Origin of the sequence: Pandoraea norimbergensis (genome assembly GCF_001465545.3) — a bacterium.
GTDB classification, from domain to species: Bacteria; Pseudomonadota; Gammaproteobacteria; order Burkholderiales; family Burkholderiaceae; genus Pandoraea; species Pandoraea norimbergensis.
Window position 1 is genome coordinate 981399 of sequence record NZ_CP013480.3, and the last position, 20037, is coordinate 1001435.

A 20037-nucleotide genomic window follows, 5' to 3' on the forward strand; every position below is an offset into this window, starting at 1 on the left:
ACACGATGAACGAGTCACTGATGAATTAGAATGTTGCAATCTCAATAAAATATGAAATTTGCTCATTCATCATGCTTGATCGTATTCATTTGTCCATCGTGCAAGAGGTGGAGAAGCAGGGGTCGCTGACTGCTGCTGCGGGCGTGCTGCATGTGACGCAGTCGGCGTTAAGCCACAGCATGAAAAAGCTGGAGCAGCAGTTGGGCACCGATATCTGGCTGCGCGAAGGCCGTGGCCTGCGCCTGACGCAGGCCGGCCAATATCTGCTGGCGGTAGCTAACCGGGTCCTGCCGCAGCTGAGTTTGGCCGAAGAACGCTTGCGGCAGTTCGCCCAAGGCGAGCGAGGTGCGCTGCGCATCGGTATGGAATGTCACCCCTGCTACCAGTGGCTGTTGAAAGTCGTCTCGCCCTATTTGGACGCATGGCCGGACGTGGACGTCGACGTCAAACAAAAATTCCAGTTCGGTGGCATCGGCGCACTGTTCGGATACGAGATCGACCTGCTGGTCACGCCTGATCCGCTGGACAAACCCGGCCTCGTCTTCGAGCCGGTGTTCGACTACGAGCAAGTTCTGGTCGTTGCGGGCAACCACAAGCTCGCCAACGAGGAATACATCAAGCCCAAGCAACTGACCAATGAGGTTCTGGTGACCTACCCGGTGCCGGTCGACCGTCTGGATATCTACAGCATGTTCCTCACGCCCGCGGGCATCACGCCCAAACGCCATAAGCCGATCGAGACCACCGACATCATGTTGCAGATGGTCGCCAGCGGGCGCGGTGTCGCTGCGCTGCCACGCTGGCTAGTGCTGGAATACGCGGACACGATGGATGTGGTGCCCGTCCGTCTAGGCAAGAACGGCATCGCCAAACACATCTATCTGGGGGCTCGCGAGGCAGACATGGAGATCGATTACCTGCGTGCCTTTATCGAGCAGGCGAAAAATCCTGCCGTGACCTGATACCGCGCGGCAGCGGCCTCCATGAGTGAAGCTCATAAGAACATGAGAACTTATCCATTTTCATGATCCCCGGTCGGACACCATAATTCGAGCCTCCTAGTCCAGCGAACGCGGGCGTATTTCAGAGAGGTTTCTTGTGGCGTCCGCCATCGAACGCAAGCCATTGGCATTACCCGGCGGGCACAAGAAAGTGCTGTTGCACTCGTGCTGCGCGCCTTGCTCGGGCGAAGTGATGGAAGCGATGCAAGCCTCCGGCATCGATTTCACGATCTTCTTCTACAACCCGAACATCCATCCACTCAAGGAATACGAACTTCGCAAAAACGAGAACATCCGTTTTGCGGAAACGTTCGGCATTCCCTTCGTCGACGCCGATTACGACCGCGACAACTGGTTCGAACGTGCCAAGGGCATGGAGAACGAACCGGAGCGCGGTGTGCGCTGCACGATGTGCTTCGACATGCGCTTTGAGCGCACCGCGCTATACGCCCATGAGCATGGCTTTCCGGTCATCACCAGTTCGCTGGGGATCTCGCGCTGGAAGAACATGCAGCAGATCAACGATTGCGGCGTGCGGGCGGCGTCGCACTATCCCGAACTCCTGTACTGGGAATACAACTGGCGCAAAGGCGGTGGCTCGGCTCGCATGATCGAGATCAGCAAGCGCGAGAACTTCTACCAGCAGGAGTACTGCGGCTGCGTCTATTCACTGCGCGATACGAACCGTCACCGCGTAGAGAGCGGACGCGAACGTATCCAACTCGGCGTGAAGTTCTATGGGGACGACGACTCCGCCATGGCGTCCTGAACTCGCCGGTCAGCACCAATTGGGAAGCGCTGAAGACGGACGACGTAAGCGCAGGCTATCTCTCGGAAATTAGGGTATCAATCGCAATGAGTACGCAATGAGTAACGATTTCACATTTGCCATCAAGAGCATTTGCTTCGATGAGGACTATCACCCTTCGGACAATACGCGCATCACGACCAACTTTGCCAACCTCGCCAGAGGCAGCAGCCGTCGGGAGAATCTGCGTAACACGTTCAGGATGATCGACAATCGTTTCAATGCCCTGGCGCATTGGGATAACCCTAAAGGCGATCGCTATACCGTCAATCTCGAGATCATTTCCGTCGAGATGAACATTGATGGCGAAAGCAACGGCAACGCGCTCCCGCTGATCGAGATACTGAAGACGAATATCGTCGATCGAAAGACTGGCGAGCGCATTGAGGGAATCGCAGGGAACAACTTCTCGTCCTACGTGCGGGATTACGACTTCAGTGTGCTGCTGCTCGGACACAACCAGAACAAGCCGGGGTTCAGCACGCCAGACAACTTTGGCGACCTGCACGGGAAGCTGTTCAAGTACTTTGTGAATTCGAGTGCTTACAAAGGCAATTTCAACAAGCCGCCCGTTATCTGCCTGAGCGTGTCGAGCAGCAGAACCTATCGCCGGACCGCCAACCAGCATCCTGTCTTGGGTATTGAATACCTCCAAGACGAATACTCCCTGACTGACGAGTACTTCAAGAAGATGGGGCTGAAGGTTCGCTACTTCATGCCGCCGGGCAGTGTCGCGCCTTTGGCTTTCTATTTCTCCGGCGATCTGCTTGGCGACTACAGCAGTCTTGAGCTTATCGGCACCATCAGCACGATGGATACCTTCCAGAAGATCTACCGGCCAGAGATTTACAACGCCAATTCTGCGGCGGGGGAATCCTATCAGCCGAGTCTGAAGCACGAGGATTTTTCGCTGACGCGAATTGTGTACGACCGAGAAGAACGTAGCCGTCTGGCTGTCGAACAGGGACGGTTTGTTGAAGAGAATTTCATCAAGCCATACCAGGCGGTTCTTGAACGTTGGTCCGCTAACTACGCTAATTGATTCATCAATAACGCAAGATCATCCACCATGAAAAAACTGTTACCGACGTCGACTGCCGGCAGCTTGCCGAAACCCTCCTGGCTCGCGCAACCCGAGAAACTGTGGTCGCCGTGGAAGTTGCAAGACGAGGAATTGGTCGAAGGCAAACGAGATGCTTTGCGCTTGTCTTTGCAGGAGCAACAACACGCGGGCATCGATATCGTCAGTGACGGTGAGCAAACGCGTCAGCATTTTGTGACGACGTTTATCGAGCACCTCAGCGGTGTCGATTTCGAGAACCGCCAGACCGTTCGAATTCGTGATCGCTATGATGCGAGCGTGCCGACGGTTGTTGGGGCTGTGGCCCGCCAAAAGCCGGTGTTTGTCGAGGATGCCAAGTTCTTGCGTCAGCAAACCAAGCAACCCATTAAATGGGCGCTGCCGGGTCCGATGACGATGATCGACACGCTTTACGACGATCACTACAAAAGCCGCGAAAAGCTGGCTTGGGAATTCGCCAAGATTCTGAATCAGGAAGCCAAGGAACTGGAAGCGGCCGGGGTCGATATCATTCAATTCGACGAGCCTGCCTTCAATGTGTTCTTTGATGAGGTGAATGAGTGGGGCGTTGCCACGCTGGAGCGCGCGATCGAAGGGCTCAAGTGCGAAACTGCCGTCCACATTTGCTATGGCTACGGCATCAAGGCCAATACGGATTGGAAAAAGACGCTGGGGTCGGAGTGGCGACAGTACGAAGAAGCTTTCCCCAAGCTGCAAAAGTCCAACATCGATATCGTCTCGCTGGAATGCCACAACTCGCATGTTCCCATCGACCTCATTGAACTCATTCGAGGCAAGAAGGTGATGGTCGGGGCTATCGACGTGGCAAGCGACACCATCGAAACGCCGGAGGAAGTCGCCGCTACGCTGCGAAAGGCACTTCAGTTTGTCGATGCCGACAAGCTCTATCCGTGCACCAACTGCGGCATGGCACCGCTGTCCCGTAACGTCGCACGAGGCAAGCTGAGCGCACTGAGCGCCGGCGCAGAAATCGTCCGGCGCGAACTCTCGAACTGATTGTCAGCGGCTTCCGGTCGGAAGTCGGCGCGCAGGCGGGCCGCAAGGCGTCGTTTCTGATCGATAGGGATCAGGCGGCGCCTTGAGCGCGTTGGCTTGCGCTCATCGAGCATTACCCAGTATCTAGTCCGCACCATGTCTCTTCCCAGTTCTGCTATCGAGCCATTGCGCTTTCGTGAAGCGCTCGGGCACTACGCATCCGGCATCACGGTGATTACTTCGCACGTCGATGGCGAGCCGATTGGCTTCACTTGCCAATCGTTTTATAGCGTGTCGATGAGCCCGCCGCTGGTGTCGTTCAGCGTGATGGCCAGCTCGGCCAGCTATCCCAAGATTCGGCAGGCAGGTCGATTCGCAGTCAATATCCTGTCAGGCGAGCAAGTCGCAATTTCCAATCAATTCGCCCGGCGAGGCACCGACAAATGGCACGGCGTCGACTGGCAGGAATCGCCACTGGGGAATCCGGTCATCGCCGGCAGCCTTCACTGGCTGGATTGCGAAATCTACGCCGAGCATGCCGCCGGTGATCACCTGATTGTGATCGGTGAAGTGAAAGCGCTAGACCAACAAGCGGTTGCCGCTACGCAGCCGTTGCTGTATTTCAAAGGGCAGTACTGCAACATCGCCGGGAATAACGCAGTTTGAACTGACTTGGCCGACCCGATCAGCGACAAAATTAGAAAATTCGGCAAGCTGACGATCAGGACTGCGACGTGATGTATCAATTGTCATGGAAATTTCACGTTCGGCCGGTAGCCTGATCCGTACTTGCCATGGGGCCGAGGCGACTCGACTTCATGGAATACGGACGATCGCGCGATAGAAGATGACAGGCATCCCGGCATCGCTCAGTGGGCTTGCGCTGGCAGGATGCGCGTTTGGTCTGGGCTTTCCGGCCGTCACGAGCGCAGCGCAGGCAAGTTCCCCAACGGCAGCGATGCCTGTGCAGACCGGCGAACCGCGCTTCGATTTCGATATCCCTGCCCAGCCTTTGAACGACGCGTTGCAGCGCTATGGTGCCGTCGCGCGTCAGCCTGCGCTCTATCGCAGTGAAATCGTGACGGGACAACTCTCCACGGCCGTTCGCGGCCGGTATTCGCCCGAGGCCGCCCTGCACCTGCTGCTGGAAGGCACGGGCCTGAGCGCTGAAAAATTCGACATGGGGCAAAGCAGCGCGTTCATCCTCAAGGCAGCAAGCGATTCAGACGCTGCGCCGCTCGCCAATGGCCTGGGCGATCGCACGGGCTATCCCGGCCTTGTGCAGACACGTGTCTGGCAGGCGCTCTGCGCGAACCCGTTGACCGCCCCCGGGCGCTATCGCGCCGTCCTGCGTTTTCAACTGGATGCGGCGGGCCACGTCGAGCGGCCACGCCTCATCGGATCGACGGGCGACGGGCGACGGGACATCGCGGTGCTCGAAACGCTGCGCGACATCCGCATGGACGCCACGCCCCCGAAAGACATGCCGCAGCCAGTCACCCTGCTGCTGCTCCCGCATGACGCCCAGTTTGGCCTGCCGTGCGACCCCGCCGCAGGGGGCAGGGCCGGCTCATGAGCGACGATACGCCGCCGATGGTGCTGGTGGACTACCTCACCAAGCACTACTCCACGCTCAAGTCCCGTATGACGCGATTGCTCGGCAACGGGGATCTCGCCGGCGATGCCTTGCAGGACACATGGCTACGCGTGCACAGCCGTGAGGACGCCGAGCCGATTCAAAGCCCAGCAGGCTACCTGCTGCGCATTGCCGTCAATATCGCGGTCGATATCCAGCGGCGTCAGGGGCGCTCGCTGTCGTTCGACGAGGTCGCGGAACTCATGGACATGGCCGATCCCGCCCCCGGCCCGGAGCAATTGGTCGAGGCGCGCTCCCGAATGACGGCGATGCGTCAGATGATCGACCGCATGCCCAGACGGCGGCGGCAGGTCGTGCTGATGGTCCATTGGGACGGGCTGGAGCAAAAGGAAGTGGCCCGGCGGCTCGGCGTTTCGCTGCGCACGGTCGAGTCCGATCTGAAGCGGGCGCACGATCATCTGATCGCCCGGAAAGACCGATGATGAAAATATTCTGCGGTTATGTGGGGGGCGCGTTCGTCCTTGCTTATGACCCGAAACTCTCCACACCCCGCCGCTTGCCTGCGAAAGCCCTGCCCGTCATGGATGGCAAGGGCGTGAGGGGAATCGCATGAGCGCACGTGATGACCGCCGTCCGCCCACGCCCGACGAGCTTGAGCGTCAGGCGTGGACGTGGCTGCGCCGCCTCGGCTCAGGCGATGTGACGTCGTGGGACGCCGATGCGTTCAAACGCTGGCTACACACCAGTCCTGCCCATCAGAGCGCCTTCAGCGCGGCAAAGCGGGAGTGGGCGTTGATCAAGCCCGCCGCGCGCGAGGTACTGCACGGCAATCCCGAAGCGTCCCGGCAACACGTTCGTGCATTGCAGGGGCCGAACGTTGGCCGGCGGGCGTTTCTCGGCGCTGCGGTGAGTGCCGCTGCCGTGACCGGCATCGCCGTGTTCCATCCCCCCGCGGGTCTTTGGCCAGCCCCCTCGGCGTGGGGCGCGGACTTTCGGACGGCAACCGGCGAGCAGCGCTCGATTCAGGTGGCGTCGACCGTCAGCGTCACGCTCAACACCGATACCAGCATTCGCCGGGAAACGACGGGTAACGCTACCGTCGGCATTCGGTTGTTGACCGGCGAGGCTGCGGTGGACGTTGCCGCGAGCCCCACGCCCTTTGTCGTGGTCGCGGGTGTCGGGCGCAGTCAGGCGAGTGCAGGGCGATTCGAAGTGCGTCGGCTCACTAGCGGCGTGTGCGTCACGTGCGTCGACGGTACGGTGAGCGTCGAGCATCCGGCGGGCCGCCACGTATTACGAGCGGGTGACCAGACGGTGTATGACGACGCGTCCGTGGGGCGCGTGAAGCGGGTCGCGGTCGCGGATGTGTCGGCGTGGCGAAAAGGCATGCTGGTCTTCCGCCAGACGCCCTTGACTGACGTCATCGAGGAGATCAACCGATATCGTCGCGGGCGGGTGGTGCTGATGAATGCATCACTGGCGCATCAGCCGGTCAGCGGTAGTTTCGATATCACGCTGCTTGACGTCGCTGTGGCCCAGTTGCAGCGGACCTTCGATCTGAGCGCCCGTAGTTTGCCGGGCGGGTTAGTTGTCCTTTCCTGAACGTTTCCACGCGACATGCACGCCACGTGGGTGCCGTGTTGCGAACGGTAAAAATAATCAAAAAATAATCTGCGGGTAGAGGGGCGCTTCGTTCGTCCTTGGGCATAGGGTTGCGACGTAGGCCGAGCGGTACGCCGTGAGCGCCGCGCGCGACGCGATGAACAGGACTGTCCGGCACGGGGCGGGCAGTCGAACGGGTATGGCACCCTCTATCGGCAGGATTTGAGATGAACACACGCGGGCACAAGGGCGCATCACAAAAATTACGGCATCCTAATAAAAATCATCGGTTGTCCCGTGTCTCGCCGATGACGCGCGCCGTGGCGATAGCCCTTGCGACGGGAGGTCTGTTCGTCGACGCCCACGCCCAGCAGGCGTTCAGCCCTGCATGGTTCGCTGCCCGGGGAGCAGCGCAAAGCACGGCGGCGCAGACGGGCCGGTTGCCCAATGGTATGCCGGTGTCTTCGCTCAATACGCCCTCGGAGCAGCAGCGTCTCGCGAACATCCAGTTGCAGCGCTCCATCGATAACCTGGGCATCACGGCGCAGGCCGTTGCTGCGCAACAATCGATGCAAGCGGCAGCGCGTCAGGCCGCGCAAAACGATGCTTCCGTGCCGGATGGACTGGCCACGGGTGGCCTCAAAGTCGATACCAACAGCCTGACGCAAGGCTGGATCAACGCGAACGCGCCGACGCAGACGACGTCCGACGGCAAGACCACGGTCGCCGTCCGCCAGACCGCCGACAAAGCCATTCTGAACTGGGAGACGTTCAACGTTGGCAAGAACACGACCGTCGCGTTCGATCAACAGCGCGATTGGGCCGTGCTCAACCGCGTGAACGATCCGCAGGCGCGTCCGAGTGTGATTCAGGGCCAGATCAAGGCGGACGGCACCGTACTGATCGCGAACCGCAACGGGATTTTGTTCACGGGCACGAGTCAGGTCGATACGCGTAACCTCGTGGCAGCCGCCGCCAGCATCACGAACGATCAGTTCAAGAACAACGGTATTTACGGCACTGGCACGAGCACGTCCACCTTCACGGGGGCGGCAGGCAAGGTGCAGGTGCAGGCGGGCGCACAGATCGCCACGCGCGCACCGAACGCGTCGACGGACGGGGGCGGTTACGTGCTGCTGCTCGGGCAGGAAGTCCACAACGCGGGCAGCATTGCCACACCCCGAGGGCAGACCGCCATGGCGGCGGGCGACAGCTTCATCATCCGGCGGGGTGTCGGCACTGACAGTGATCCCACGTTGACGACGCGTGGCAACATGGTCACGCCGCAGTTCGATGCGAATAGCGCGTCGGGGCTGGTTCGCAATACTGGGCTGATCGTGGCGCGGGAGGGCGATGTATCGCTCGTTGGGCGCGACGTACAGCAAAATGCCGTTGCCATCGCCACGACGACGGTGAACACGCGCGGTACCCTGCATTTCGCGGCGCTCGGCGCAGACGGCAAGGTGGCCCTCGGCCCCGGGGCAACGAGCGCTATCGTCATCGAAGGCAATGGCAGCGCGTTGAATAGCCAGCGCAGTTCCCTGCTCGGACCGCCCGTCGACAGCCCGTACGACATCAACCCGGTGAATGACCGTCGCGATCAGTCGCGCGTGGAAATCACGAGTTCCGGGACCGTCGACTTTCTGCCGGATTCGTTGACGCTTGCCACTGGCGGGCAGATTGTCGTCAACGCCGCGGCACGCAGTCTCGTGCGCGACCGTGCGCAACTCGATGTCTCGGGTGCGGTCGGCGTCAATCTGTCGATGGAGAGCAACAACGTCAAGGTCAACGTACAGGGCAACGAGCAACGCGACGCGCCGGGCAATCGCGACAACCTGCTGCTCAACAGCAATGACGTGTGGATCGACCGGCGCAAAGTCGTGTTTGTCCCGAAGGGCACGAACGGCTACGACAGCGACCGTTGGTACACCGCTGGCGGCTTGCTGGAAGTCGGCGGCTATCTCAGCACACAAGGTCATACGGCCGGCGAATGGATGGCGCAGGGCGGCTCGCTGACTTTCAGCGGCAAAGACGTCGTTACACAGGCCGGCTCGAAGATCAACCTGTCGGGCGGCACGTTCAATGTGCAGACGGGCTACCTGAACCAGACGTGGCTCAAGGGCGCTGACGGACGTCTTTACGAGGTATCGTCGGCCCCCGGCGACTTGCTATACACCGGCATATACAAGGGTTTCGAGGACATTCACGCGCGCTGGGGCGACAAGGCGACGCAGTACTACGCGACGCCGTTCATCGCATCGCCCAAGCGGCTGGAAAATGGTTACACGGTTGGCCGCGACGCCGGCCGTCTCGTGATTTCGACCCAAGGTGCCGTGCTCGAAGGCGGCATCGTGGGTGATGTGTTTCAGGGCGCGCACCAGACGCAAACACCGGCACCCGACCTCGATTCGTACAACCAGTCGCAGAACGCTGCCGCCCGTCGCGGTCAACTGATCGTCGGCAACATCCAGCCGATGTATGACAAGACGAGCGGGCTGCTGTACGACAACCTGAGCGCGGTGATGCGTCAGGTCGACCTGCGCGATACGCAGGCGAAGATTGCGGCGGGGCTGGATCTCAAGACGGCACTGCCTGCCGAGCGTCAGGGCGGGCTGGTACTCGACACGTCGTTGCTCAACGGCTTTGCCCTCGGTGCGATCCGTGTGGCAGCCAAGGACAAGATCGAGGTGGGCAGCGCACTTCAGGTGGCCTCGGGCGGCACGCTCACGCTGTTTGGCAACGATATTGCCGTGAACGCCGATGTGACGGCGCATGGCGGGCGAATCCAGATTGGCAGCCTGCTGAATCAGATGGGCCAGAACGGTCTCGCCGATACCGTCGCCAATGCGGCATCGCCCATCGGGAACGTGGCCATTGCCGAAGGGGTGAAACTCGACGCGAGCGGCTTTTGGCGCAACTTGTTGACGTCCCCCGATGGTGTCGATGGTCTGCCGTATCGCGACGGTGGCAGTGTCTCCATTCGCGGTAGCGGCAATCTGGCACTCGCGCGTGGCAGCGTCATCGACGTGTCCTCCGGTTTGGCGGTCATGAGCGACGGCAAGTTGCAGGGCGGACGTGGCGGCGACGTGACGCTGGCGGCCGTGGGCAACGGCGCAACGCTGGCCATCGATCCGGACGCTGCGATTCGTGCCTATGGCTTTAGCGGCGGCGGTACGCTGGATGTCCAGTCGCGCAAGATCGTCATCGGCGGCCCATCGACCGCGCCGGAACCCGGCACGTTGGCGTGGGATGCCGGATTCTTCAACAAGGGGTTCTCCAGCTACCGCGTCACGGGGGCATCGGGCGTGGCGGTCAACGACGGCACGTACGTTGACGTCACCATGCCGGTCTATCGTCGCGCCGATGAAACCCGCGATCTGACGACCGGAGACCTGCGTGACATGTTCACCGTATGGACGCCGCCGTTGTATCAGGTCGACGCCGCCAAAGCCAAACTGACCCAGCGCAAGGGCGCAAGTCTGTTGTTCCAGACGGGTAACTATCTGTCTACGGCAGCGGACATGGCGACATCGCAATTGACGATCGGCAAGGGGGCCGTCGTCAGCGTCGATCCGAGCCAATCGATCACGCTGAACAGCGTCGGTCAGATGACGATCGATGGCACCCTCAACGCCTGGGGCGGCAATATCACGCTCGGCGACATGAAGGAGAACGGACTGCTCGCCGAGACTGTGAATGCCATCGGGCACGGCCGCTCGATCTGGATCGGCGAGAACGCCGTGCTTGACGTCGCAGCCCGCGCCGCCACGGCGTTCGACGCGCACGGCAATCCCTACGGCTTCGTGCGCAATGGCGGCAACATCGTTATCGGTGGCGATATCAATCACGTCAACGGCACCGCAACGGGCTCGGACCTGTTCATTGTCGTGCGTGATGGCGCAGTGCTCGATGCGTCGGGTGCGCAGGCAACGCTCAACGTCGACATGCAAGGGGCCCGGCTCGTCGCATCGAATGGCGGCAGCATCTCGCTGGCATCCAACAGCGGTCTTTATCTGGACGGCGCGTTCAAGGCCGCATCGGGTGGCGGGAGCGCGGCCGGCGGCACCCTGTCGGTGGCGCAAATTACCGCGATGTACCGGAAGAACGACGCCACCCAACGTGTCTTGAAAACACGCGAACTGATTCTCGAACAAACGCAGAGCGCCAGCCCGTTGCGCACGATTCAGACGCCCGCGCAGGCGGCTGCGGCGTTGACGTACGGTTATGGCCGTTTGTCCGTTGCCCAGATCAACGCGGGCGGCTTCGACAATCTCTCGTTGTTCGCATCCACCGCCGTTGCCGGTGACGTGTCGCTCAAGGTCAACCAGAATCTTCAGTTCTACGGGGGTATCACCACGGTGGCGGGTTCCACCGGTTCGCCGAACGTGCATCTTGAATCCTCGTACCTTCGTCTGGCCATGCAACGTCCGGGCGGCCGGGACGGCTATGTCACCCCCGGCACAACGACGCCACAGGTCCGTCCGGTCATCGCCAAAATGGACGCCCTCGCTAATCTGATCGACGTGCGCGGGAATACGATGTTCAATGCCGACCTCATCGAATTGACCAGTCGTGGAGACCTGCGCTTCATGGCGACGGTCGACGGATGGGACGGGCAAGCGCCTGCCACGTCGCTGGCCGGTCCCGGCGACATCACGCTGCGCGCGGCACAGCTGTACCCGGATACGAACGCGGGGGCTGCCGTTATCGCGGGAAGCATTGCGAGCGGGTACGACCCGAAACGCACGCTGACCATTGCACGCACGACCGATACCATCCCCGATGTCCCATTCTCGGTGTTCGGCACGCTTTCGCTGCTGGCAGCGAATATCGAACAGGGCGGGATCGTTCGCGCGCCGCTTGGACGCCTTCGCTTCGGCGCAACCGGCTTCAACGATCAGGTCACGCTGAACGTTCACCTGCTCCCCGGGAGCGTGAGTTCCGTGAGCGGTGCCGGGCTTGTCATGCCGTACGGCGGCACGACCGATGGGCAAAGCTGGCAGTACAACGGCAAAGACGTCACGCCGGACGGTGTGGGCGGGTCTGACTTCCGCGGCAACCTCGTACGGGGTATGGTGCTGGGCGGGAAGTCGATCACTGTCGATAGCGGCGCAGTGCTGGACCTTTCCGGCGGCGGGGAACTGACGGGGGCAGGCTTCGTCTCCGGGCGAGGAGGGTCCACGGACGCTCGCTTCTATCCGCTGGTGCAAGTGGGGCCGAACGGCGGACTGACGTTGCCGGACCTGAAGACCAATCCGGTGTACGCGATTGTGCCGGGCACACAAAGTGGCTACGCGCCGTCGTCGGGCGGCGGTGCCGCCGATCCGGCCATCGGCCGTCAGATCACCATTGGCGCGGGGGTGCCGGGACTTCCGGCAGGCACTTACACGCTGATGCCCTCGACCTATGCGCTGCTGCCGGGCGCATTCCGGGTGGAGATCAACGCACGCGCGGGACAGGGCGCAGGCGGGGCGGCGCTGGCAATGCGCAATGGATCGTGGTCGGCGTCCGGCACGCTGTCGGTCGCAGGAACCGGTACGCACGATAGCCTCGCCAGCCAGATCATTCTCACGCCTGCAAAGGTCCTGCGGACCTATTCTCAGTACAACGAAACCGGATTCACCGCATTTTCGCTGGCGGATGCCGCTCGACGAGGGATTCCACGTCCCGGATTGCCGGCCGACGCGAAGACGCTTCAACTGACGTTGCAGCAAGGGGCGGGGGCGAATGCCTTCCGGTTCGACGGCATCGGTCGCTTTGCACCCGCAGCGGGGGGGTACGGGGGGACGGTATCCGTTGTCGTGCCTAACGTGGGTCAAAAGCAGGCGATCGAAATTGTCGCCGCGCAGGCCACCGCCGGGTTTGCCGGCGTCACGCTGCGGGCAGACAGCCTGAACAATATCGGCGCAGCCCGCATGGTCATCGGCGGCATGACAGCGACGACCTACGGGCAAGGCGGCAACTATGTGACGTTCGGTGAAAATACACCGCTGGAGATCTACCTGCGCAGCGGCACCACGCTTTCGGCACCGGAAGTCTTTCTGGTGGCATCGGAATCATCCGACCCGACGGCACCCGGCGGCCTGATCCGGGTGGAGCAGGGCGCGAGTATCAATACGCTCGGCCGTGGCAAGGTCGCTTACGACGCCAACGACGGCTTCGTCTATAAAGCGGACCGCTATGTGCTTGCCGCGTCCAACGGGCTGCTCAATATCTTGCCGTCGACCAGTAGCGCGCGTGGCGCACTGGAGATCGGTGTGTGTCCCACCGGCGCATGTGTCGGCACGACAACGCTCTATTCGGAAGGCACGCTGGCCGCGTCGACCACCGGGACATTCACCATCGATGACGCGGTGCGCTACGGCACGCGCAATCTGACGCTGGCCGTGGGCGCGATCAACATCGGGTCCACGCAGGCGCTCGCAGCGGCACAGGCAAACGGCACCGCTGCTGCGGGTCTGGCGATGAACCAGCGCGTGCTGGATCGTTTGCTGCACGGTGACACGTTGACAGGCGCCCCCGCGTTGGAAACGCTCACGCTGAGCGCCGCAAACAGCATCAATTTCTATGGCGACTCGGTACTCGATACTTATGACAAGGCCACCGGCAAGTCGTCGCTGAGCCGTCTGGTGCTGACGACCCCGGCCATGTATGGGCAAGGCGACAGCGCAAGCGTCGCGACAATTCGCACGGCGAATCTCGTCTGGGGCGGCACCTCGAACACGCCCGGCACGGTGATTGCCGGCGGCGCAGGCACGGGGGCCGGGACGCTGAATCTGGAGACGGATCGCTTCGAATTCGGCTTCAGCCCGTTCGCTCAGCCGAGCAGTGTGACCTCGTACGAGCGGCTGGCGCTGGGCTTCGCGAACGTCAACATCAAGGCCAGCGAGCGCATTACGTCGAACCACCGGGGCAGCCTGTCGGTGTATCAGTCGCAAGGCGCTTACGACACCTACACCGGGTTCCAATACCAAGGCGGCAACCTAAACCTGACGACACCCCTGATGACGGGGGCGGCAGGTTCGTCCAGCCGAATCACGGCAGGCGGGGCGATTTCCGTGGCGGCACCGGTGGGCGCAACGCCCATCGACCGCTCCCGCGATATTGACGCGTTGGGGGCGGATCTGACACTGCACGGCGACACCTTGCGTGTGGCCACCACCGTGGTGTTGCCGAGCGGCAAGCTCACGCTGATTGCCGACAAGGACCTGACGCTGGCCGACAGCGCGCAGATCGATCTGGCCGGACGCAAGCGAAGCTTCTTCGACATCGACAAATACACGTGGGGCGGCGACGTCGTGCTGGAAAGCCGTGGCGGCAACATCTTTCAGTCTGCGGCGTCGACGATCGACATCTCCGCCGTCAACAGCAGCGCAGGCACGCTCAAAGCAGTGGCCCTCGATGCGGCGGCGGGGCAGGTGGACTTGCAAGGCAGGATTCTGGGCAAGGGCAGCGGGTATTACGACGCGAGCGGCACGCTCGTGCCGTTCAAGTCCGCCCGGGTGGAAGTCCGTGCGCAATCGCTGGGTGCGGGGTCCTTGGATACCGAGTTCGCGGCACTCAACACGCGTCTGAACGAGGGAGGCGTATTGGGCGGTCGCAGCTTCCAGCTCAAACGCGGCGATCTGACGATCGGTAATGAGGTCAAGGCGGGCGAAGTCAACGTGTCTGTCGACAATGGCCGCCTGACGGTGGCAGGGCGCATCGATGCGAGCGGAGACGCTGTCGGCACCATCCGTCTGGCCGCAAAAAATGGGCTGACGTTGACCGACGGCGCCGTCCTTGACGCGCATGGCACGCTGCTGCGTGTGGACAGTTACGGCAAGATCATCGACAGCCCGAACCGGGCCATCGTCGAACTGAGCTCGGGTGATGGCACGCTGACGATGGCGGGCGGTGCGCAGATTGATCTGCGTCACGGCACAGGGGCGATGTTTGGTACAGGGCCGGGGCGCAACGATGGGGTGTCGCGCGGCACGCTGACGCTGAATGCCCCGCGCGTGGGCAGTCAGGGCCGTGTCGACGATGCCGACGCCCCGACGTATGGCGACATCGCCATCGATGCCCGCAGCGGCGTGACGATTCGCGGCGCGAAATCGATTGCCCTGAATGGCATGCAGCGTTACGCCGATGCGCCTTATGCAACCGCCAAGGACGCTAACGGCAATGTGGTGCTGGAACTGGCGGCGGGTGGCCGTCCGTATCAGGTGATCGATCAGGCCTACCTCGACGCCAAACACGCCGACAGCACGCAATTCATCGACCATGCGCTGGCCAACGGCAATCTGCTAAACACGAAGATGGCGGGGTTGAACAACGCCAACTACCTCAACGTTTTGCATTTGCGTCCCGGCGTTGAAATCGTCAGCAAGACCGCCGACGGTGACATGGTGGTTCGTGGCGACGTGGATCTGTCCGGCTACCGCTATGCGAGCCTGAATCCGCTGTCGGCGAAGACCGGTGTCTATGGCTCGGGCGAAGTGGGCATGTTGACCGTACGCGCTGGCGGCAATCTCGACATTTTCGGCAGCATCAACGACGGCTTCTCGCCGCCGCCGGCAACCAAGGACGACTCGGGCTGGATGCTGTTGAAGGGGATCAACTTCGGCGGCGACGACATCGTGGTGCCGGGCGTGGGTGTGACGCTGGCCGACGGCACGGCGTTCCCCGTCGGTTCTGTCCTCAATTACGACGTGCCGATCAGAGGCTTCGTTATCCCGGCAGGGGCGCGTGTGCCGGTGTCGGTCACACTTGCCCAGCCGTTGGTGTTGCCTGCCGGTACGGTGCTCGCAGCCGCCATACGCGATAGCGCCGGCAACGTGCTTTACGCGGCGGGCACCGTCCTGAAAACGACGGTCACCATCGCCGCGAACGCGCGTCTCGACGCAGGGTCGGTGTTCGCCTCTGGCGTGAGTGTCAGCGCGATGACCTGGCCGAAAGGCATACCGTTGCCCGGTATGCCGGATCCGGGAGAGGGGACCCTGACGCGAAACTTCGTATCGCTTAACGGCGCCAAAGCGCTTGCTGCCGGTGCGATCATCCCGTCGGGAACCGACGTCAAACTGCCGGGGGATGCCGACTCGGTGGCATTGCGCCCGGAGATTGGCGGACGTCAGGGCAAGGTGTGGGCGCTCGCACAAATGTTGCCGGAGGGATCGCAGTCATGGTCGATGCGACTGGTGGCAGGCGCGGACACCGATGCCGCCGACAGCCGCATTGTGCAAGCGCGCCCGCCGCATGGCGATCTGCGACTGGCGGACAGTCACTACGGCATGTATGGCCGGGGTATTCCGCCCAAGGGGGTCGGATACTGGACGCAAGCCGCCGCAGACCTCGGCATCGACGGCATTGTGGCGGGGGAGAAGATCGAAGATGATTTTCTCAAGAGCATTGGCGTCGACATGACGGCCGAAGAGTTTTGTAAGAACGATTCAGAAAACTGCCAGGTGAAGGTGAGCTACACCTGGACCCAACAGGGTGCGGACGAATTTGCCGACCCGAGCGTTCGCGCGGGTGATGTGGTGGATACCGTGGGCTTGAATTGGCCAACCTTGTGCGAGGACAACCCGACATGGTGTACGACCCCGGGCATGACCTATGCCTACTCCCCGACGAACCAACGCTTTAGCGTGTTGCGCACGGGCACGGGCGATCTGGAACTGCTCAGTGGCGGCAACATGCGCATGGACTCGCTGTTCGGGGTCTATACCGCAGGCACGTCGTCGAGCGCCACGCGTCCGGGGGACCCGTTCAATCAACCGCGCGGGAAAAATTCGTTGGGCAAGGTGCTCAGCGAAGTGGCGGGCAACAACGAGCCGTTCGTGAACGGCGGCGAGGAGAGCTTGTATCGCGCGTGGTATCCCGATCAGGGCGGCAATCTGTTGCTGCGCGTCGGGGGGAACCTGACGGGATCGTTGCTGCAACCGAGCGGGGCGAGCTCCACGCGACCGCTGCCGGAGGATGCCGGCTATGACAGCGCCAATGTCGGCACGTGGCTCTGGCGTCAGGGCAGTGCCGATGTCGATATCGGTGCACCGGCGCAGCCTACGGCATGGTGGATCAACTTCGGTAGTTTTGTCAGTGGGTTGGGTAACGGTGTCACGCGTCTGGTCGGCTTTACCGGCTTCGGAACGCTGGGTGGCGGCAATCTCACGGCGCAGGTCGACGGCGACGCAGGTCAGTTGGCAAGGCTCGTGGGCAGCCGGTATGACATCAACGTGAACGCGCGTCCGCAGGGGCTTGCGCTGGCCGTCGGGGGCACCGGGCGCGTCGCGCCGGATGGCAGCATCTCCTTGACCGGCGGCGGCGATCTCGACGTGCGTGTGAGCGGTGCGATCAATCCGATCGGTGTGAGCGCCCTCAATCACGCAAACGGCGTGGTCACCAATCTGCGAGGTCATACGGAGATCAAGGCCGCGACGATCGGCGCGATCGATCTTATCTACGGGAGCACGTCCACCCAACATACGCCGAATGAAACGCGCGCCTTCGATGCTTTCCGGTCGACGCGAGGCATTGCGCGGGGCGGGTTCACACTCGTGCCGGGGGACGCCACCTTTAGCCTGTATTCATTGTCGGATCAGGTCACGCAGGACGTCGCGGACCCGGGCCGCTTGCCGTTGGAGTTTTATTCGCCCTACGTGAGCAAATCCGCCATCAATGGTTATGGCTGGAGCTGGTTCACCTTGTGGACGAATCGCACCGCCATCGATATGGTGTCCGCCGGGGGAAATCTCACCCCCTTGACGAGCATGGTCGGCACCGTCACCGATGAGGGGATCGTGTACCCATCGATTCTGCGGGCGGTGGCGCCGAGTGGCAGCCTGTACTACGGCCAGGCGGTTCGTTTCTACCAAGCTGACAGCAGTGTCTCCCCCACGCCCCTGCTGCTTGCGCCGTCGGCGTCGGGCGGTGAGTTGCAATTTCTCGCAGCCGATTCGATTTTCGCAGGGGTGTTCACGGTCAGCCCGTCGAGCGCGCCGACGAGCACGATGCCAACACCGCAACGGCCTGCGTATCTCGCATGGCTGTACCCCATTGGGGGGTCATACGCGTCGACGGCGGACGCCCGCAACTATGCGGGGGACGGTAATCGCGCGAACGGCTCGACGTTCCCGATGTTTGTCTTCGGTGCAAACTCTGCGGCAGGGTTGCCGAATACGGGCGCGTCAACGTCGCTCTTTTACGCGGTGGAGGGTGATCTCGTCGGCGTGAACACTGGACGTGTCCTGAAGTTCACCGGCAAAGGAAACTTCTTCGAAAAAGACCCGAGACTCGGCCGCACGTGGTACGAAGGCGGGCCGGTCGCCATGCGGGCAGGGCGCGACATCGTGAGAAGCGGGAGTCTGGTGCTCGAGGACGGTGCGGGAATCGGGAATGCCGAGTTCGGCTACACCGGCACGGGGAACTTGTTCGTGCACAGCAACGCGTCCGATGTTTCGGTGGTGTCCGCCGGTCGCGACATTCTGTACAGCACGTTCAACGTGGCCGGCCCCGGCACCTTGGATATCAGTGCCGGTCGCAACATTCTGATGGAGGATCGAGCGGGGGTTACGAGTCTGGGGCCGGTGGTGTCGAGCGACACGCGCCCCGGGGCGAGCATCGCCATGCAGGCGGGCGTGGGGGCGAAGGGGCTGGATTACCTCCAGTTCGTCAAACCGTATCTGGACGCGACGAATCTGGCGCGTACCGGTGTACCGCTGGCCGATCAGGCGGGCAAGGTCGTCAAGACGTACGAAACCGAACTCGTGACATGGCTTGGCGAACGTTACGGATTCTCGGGGACGGCAGACGAAGCGCGGGCCTTCTATTTCGCGTTGCCGGTGGCGCAGCAGCGTGTCTTTGCCCGCAACGTCTATTTTGCGGAGTTGAAGGCCGGCGGTCGCGAGTACAACGATCCGGCGAGCCCGCGCTACGGTAGCTTCCTGCGCAGCCGCAATGCGATTGCCGCACTTGCACCCGAGATCGATGCCGATGGCAACCCGGTGACGTACGCCGGCGATATCGTGATGTTCCGGGGGCTGCGCACCACGTATGACGAACTCAACCGGCGGTATGAATATGCGCCGCGCAGTGGTTTCGTCCGAACCAATTTCGGCGGCGATATTCAGATGCTGACGCCGGGTGGCCGAATGGTGGTTGGCATTGAAGGTGCGGCACCGCCTGCGCAATCGGGGGTGTTGACGCAAGGGGGCGGCAACATCGAGATGTTCTCGCACGGCAGCATCTTGCTGGGGCAGAGCCGCATCATGACGACGTTTGGCGGCGACATTCTGGGATGGTCGTCGGAAGGCGACATCAACGCCGGCCGGGGCTCAAAGTCCACCGTGGTGTACACGCCGCCCAAGCGTGAGTATGACCAATGGGGCAACGTCAAGCTATCGCCGCAGGTGCCGAGTACCGGTGCCGGGATTGCGACGCTCAATCCGATTCCCGAAGTGAAGGCAGGCGACGTCGATCTGCTGGCGCCGTTGGGGACGATCGATGCTGGCGAGGCGGGCATTCGTGTGTCGGGCAGTCTGAACCTGGTGGCGCTGCAAGTGGTAAATGCCGCAAACATTCAGGTGCAGGGCAAGTCGGCGGGATTGCCGGTTGTCGCTGGTGTGAACGTTGCCGCGCTGACTAACGCCAGTGCGAGCGCATCGCAGGCGGCTACTGCGGCACAGGACGCCGTGCAGCGTGAGCGCAATGCCGCACGTCAGTCACAGCCGTCGATCTTCACGGTGCGCACGTTGGGGCAGGGTAGTGAACCGGCGCCCGGGGAAGCGGGCAGAGCGGCACCGTTGCGCTCGTCGCTGTCACCCACGACCACCGGCTACAACGCGTCGAACCCGGTGCAGATCGTGGGGCTGGGGGAGAAGGTCGATCAGGCGTTGTGGTCTCGTTTGAGCGATGCGGAACGTCTGGCGTTGCGGCAGGATCGGTAAGTCTCGAGGTTGAATCGTCAGGGGGG

Annotated in this window: 9 protein-coding genes; all 9 read left to right on the forward strand. The window is 62.2% G+C overall.

Going from position 1 to position 20037, the window contains the following annotated elements; translation table 11 throughout:
- The first annotated feature begins 71 nt into the window (after positions 1–71).
- The 9 genes from AT302_RS04415 (at position 72) to AT302_RS04455 (ending at position 20011) form a co-directional block, all read left to right on the forward strand.
- On the forward strand, positions 72–962 hold the full coding sequence (locus AT302_RS04415) for a LysR family transcriptional regulator (RefSeq protein ID WP_058377386.1): 891 nt from the start codon (positions 72–74) through the stop codon (positions 960–962).
- Between the two features lie 136 nt (positions 963–1098).
- Positions 1099–1770, forward strand: coding sequence for an epoxyqueuosine reductase QueH (locus AT302_RS04420; RefSeq protein ID WP_058377387.1), 672 nt, complete (start codon positions 1099–1101; stop codon positions 1768–1770).
- 97 nt (positions 1771–1867) lie between these two features.
- Positions 1868–2851, forward strand: coding sequence for a DUF1852 domain-containing protein (locus AT302_RS04425; protein ID WP_058377388.1), 984 nt, complete (start codon positions 1868–1870; stop codon positions 2849–2851).
- Positions 2852–2878: 27 nt separating this feature from the next.
- Complete coding sequence (locus AT302_RS04430) at positions 2879–3907, forward strand: methionine synthase (protein ID WP_058377389.1); 1029 nt, start codon at positions 2879–2881, stop codon at positions 3905–3907.
- A gap of 96 nt (positions 3908–4003) precedes the next feature.
- Complete coding sequence (locus AT302_RS04435) at positions 4004–4552, forward strand: flavin reductase family protein (RefSeq protein WP_237172061.1); 549 nt, start codon at positions 4004–4006, stop codon at positions 4550–4552.
- A 181-nt stretch (positions 4553–4733) separates the two neighbouring features.
- The gene (locus tag AT302_RS04440; protein WP_157125680.1) at positions 4734–5462 is read left to right on the forward strand and encodes a TonB family protein; all 729 of its coding nucleotides are present in this window, start codon (positions 4734–4736) and stop codon (positions 5460–5462) included.
- Entirely contained in the window at positions 5459–5965 is a 507-nt protein-coding gene (locus tag AT302_RS04445) for an RNA polymerase sigma factor (protein WP_058377392.1), read from the forward strand. Before AT302_RS04440 ends, AT302_RS04445 begins: the two co-directional genes overlap by 4 nt.
- Before the next feature lie 127 nt (positions 5966–6092).
- The gene (locus tag AT302_RS04450) at positions 6093–7085 is read left to right on the forward strand and encodes a FecR family protein (protein ID WP_058377393.1); all 993 of its coding nucleotides are present in this window, start codon (positions 6093–6095) and stop codon (positions 7083–7085) included.
- 308 nt (positions 7086–7393) lie between these two features.
- Positions 7394–20011 carry a filamentous haemagglutinin family protein gene (locus tag AT302_RS04455; RefSeq protein WP_218918984.1) on the forward strand — a complete coding sequence of 4206 codons (12618 nt, stop codon included), beginning with the start codon at positions 7394–7396 and terminating at the stop codon, positions 20009–20011.
- The last annotated feature ends 26 nt before the right edge of the window (positions 20012–20037 follow it).

Excerpts from the sequence above, each read along its gene's own strand:
- AT302_RS04455 (WP_218918984.1), top strand. The coding sequence starts at position 7,394 with ATGACGCGCGCCGTGGCGATAGCCCTTGCGACGGGAGGTCTGTTCGTC.
- AT302_RS04445 (WP_058377392.1), top strand. The coding sequence starts at position 5,459 with ATGAGCGACGATACGCCGCCGATGGTGCTGGTGGACTACCTCACCAAG.
- AT302_RS04440 (WP_157125680.1), top strand. The coding sequence starts at position 4,734 with ATGACAGGCATCCCGGCATCGCTCAGTGGGCTTGCGCTGGCAGGATGC.
- AT302_RS04425 (WP_058377388.1), top strand. The coding sequence starts at position 1,868 with ATGAGTAACGATTTCACATTTGCCATCAAGAGCATTTGCTTCGATGAG.
- AT302_RS04450 (WP_058377393.1), top strand. The coding sequence starts at position 6,093 with ATGAGCGCACGTGATGACCGCCGTCCGCCCACGCCCGACGAGCTTGAG.
- AT302_RS04430 (WP_058377389.1), top strand. The coding sequence starts at position 2,879 with ATGAAAAAACTGTTACCGACGTCGACTGCCGGCAGCTTGCCGAAACCC.
- AT302_RS04415 (WP_058377386.1), top strand. The coding sequence starts at position 72 with ATGCTTGATCGTATTCATTTGTCCATCGTGCAAGAGGTGGAGAAGCAG.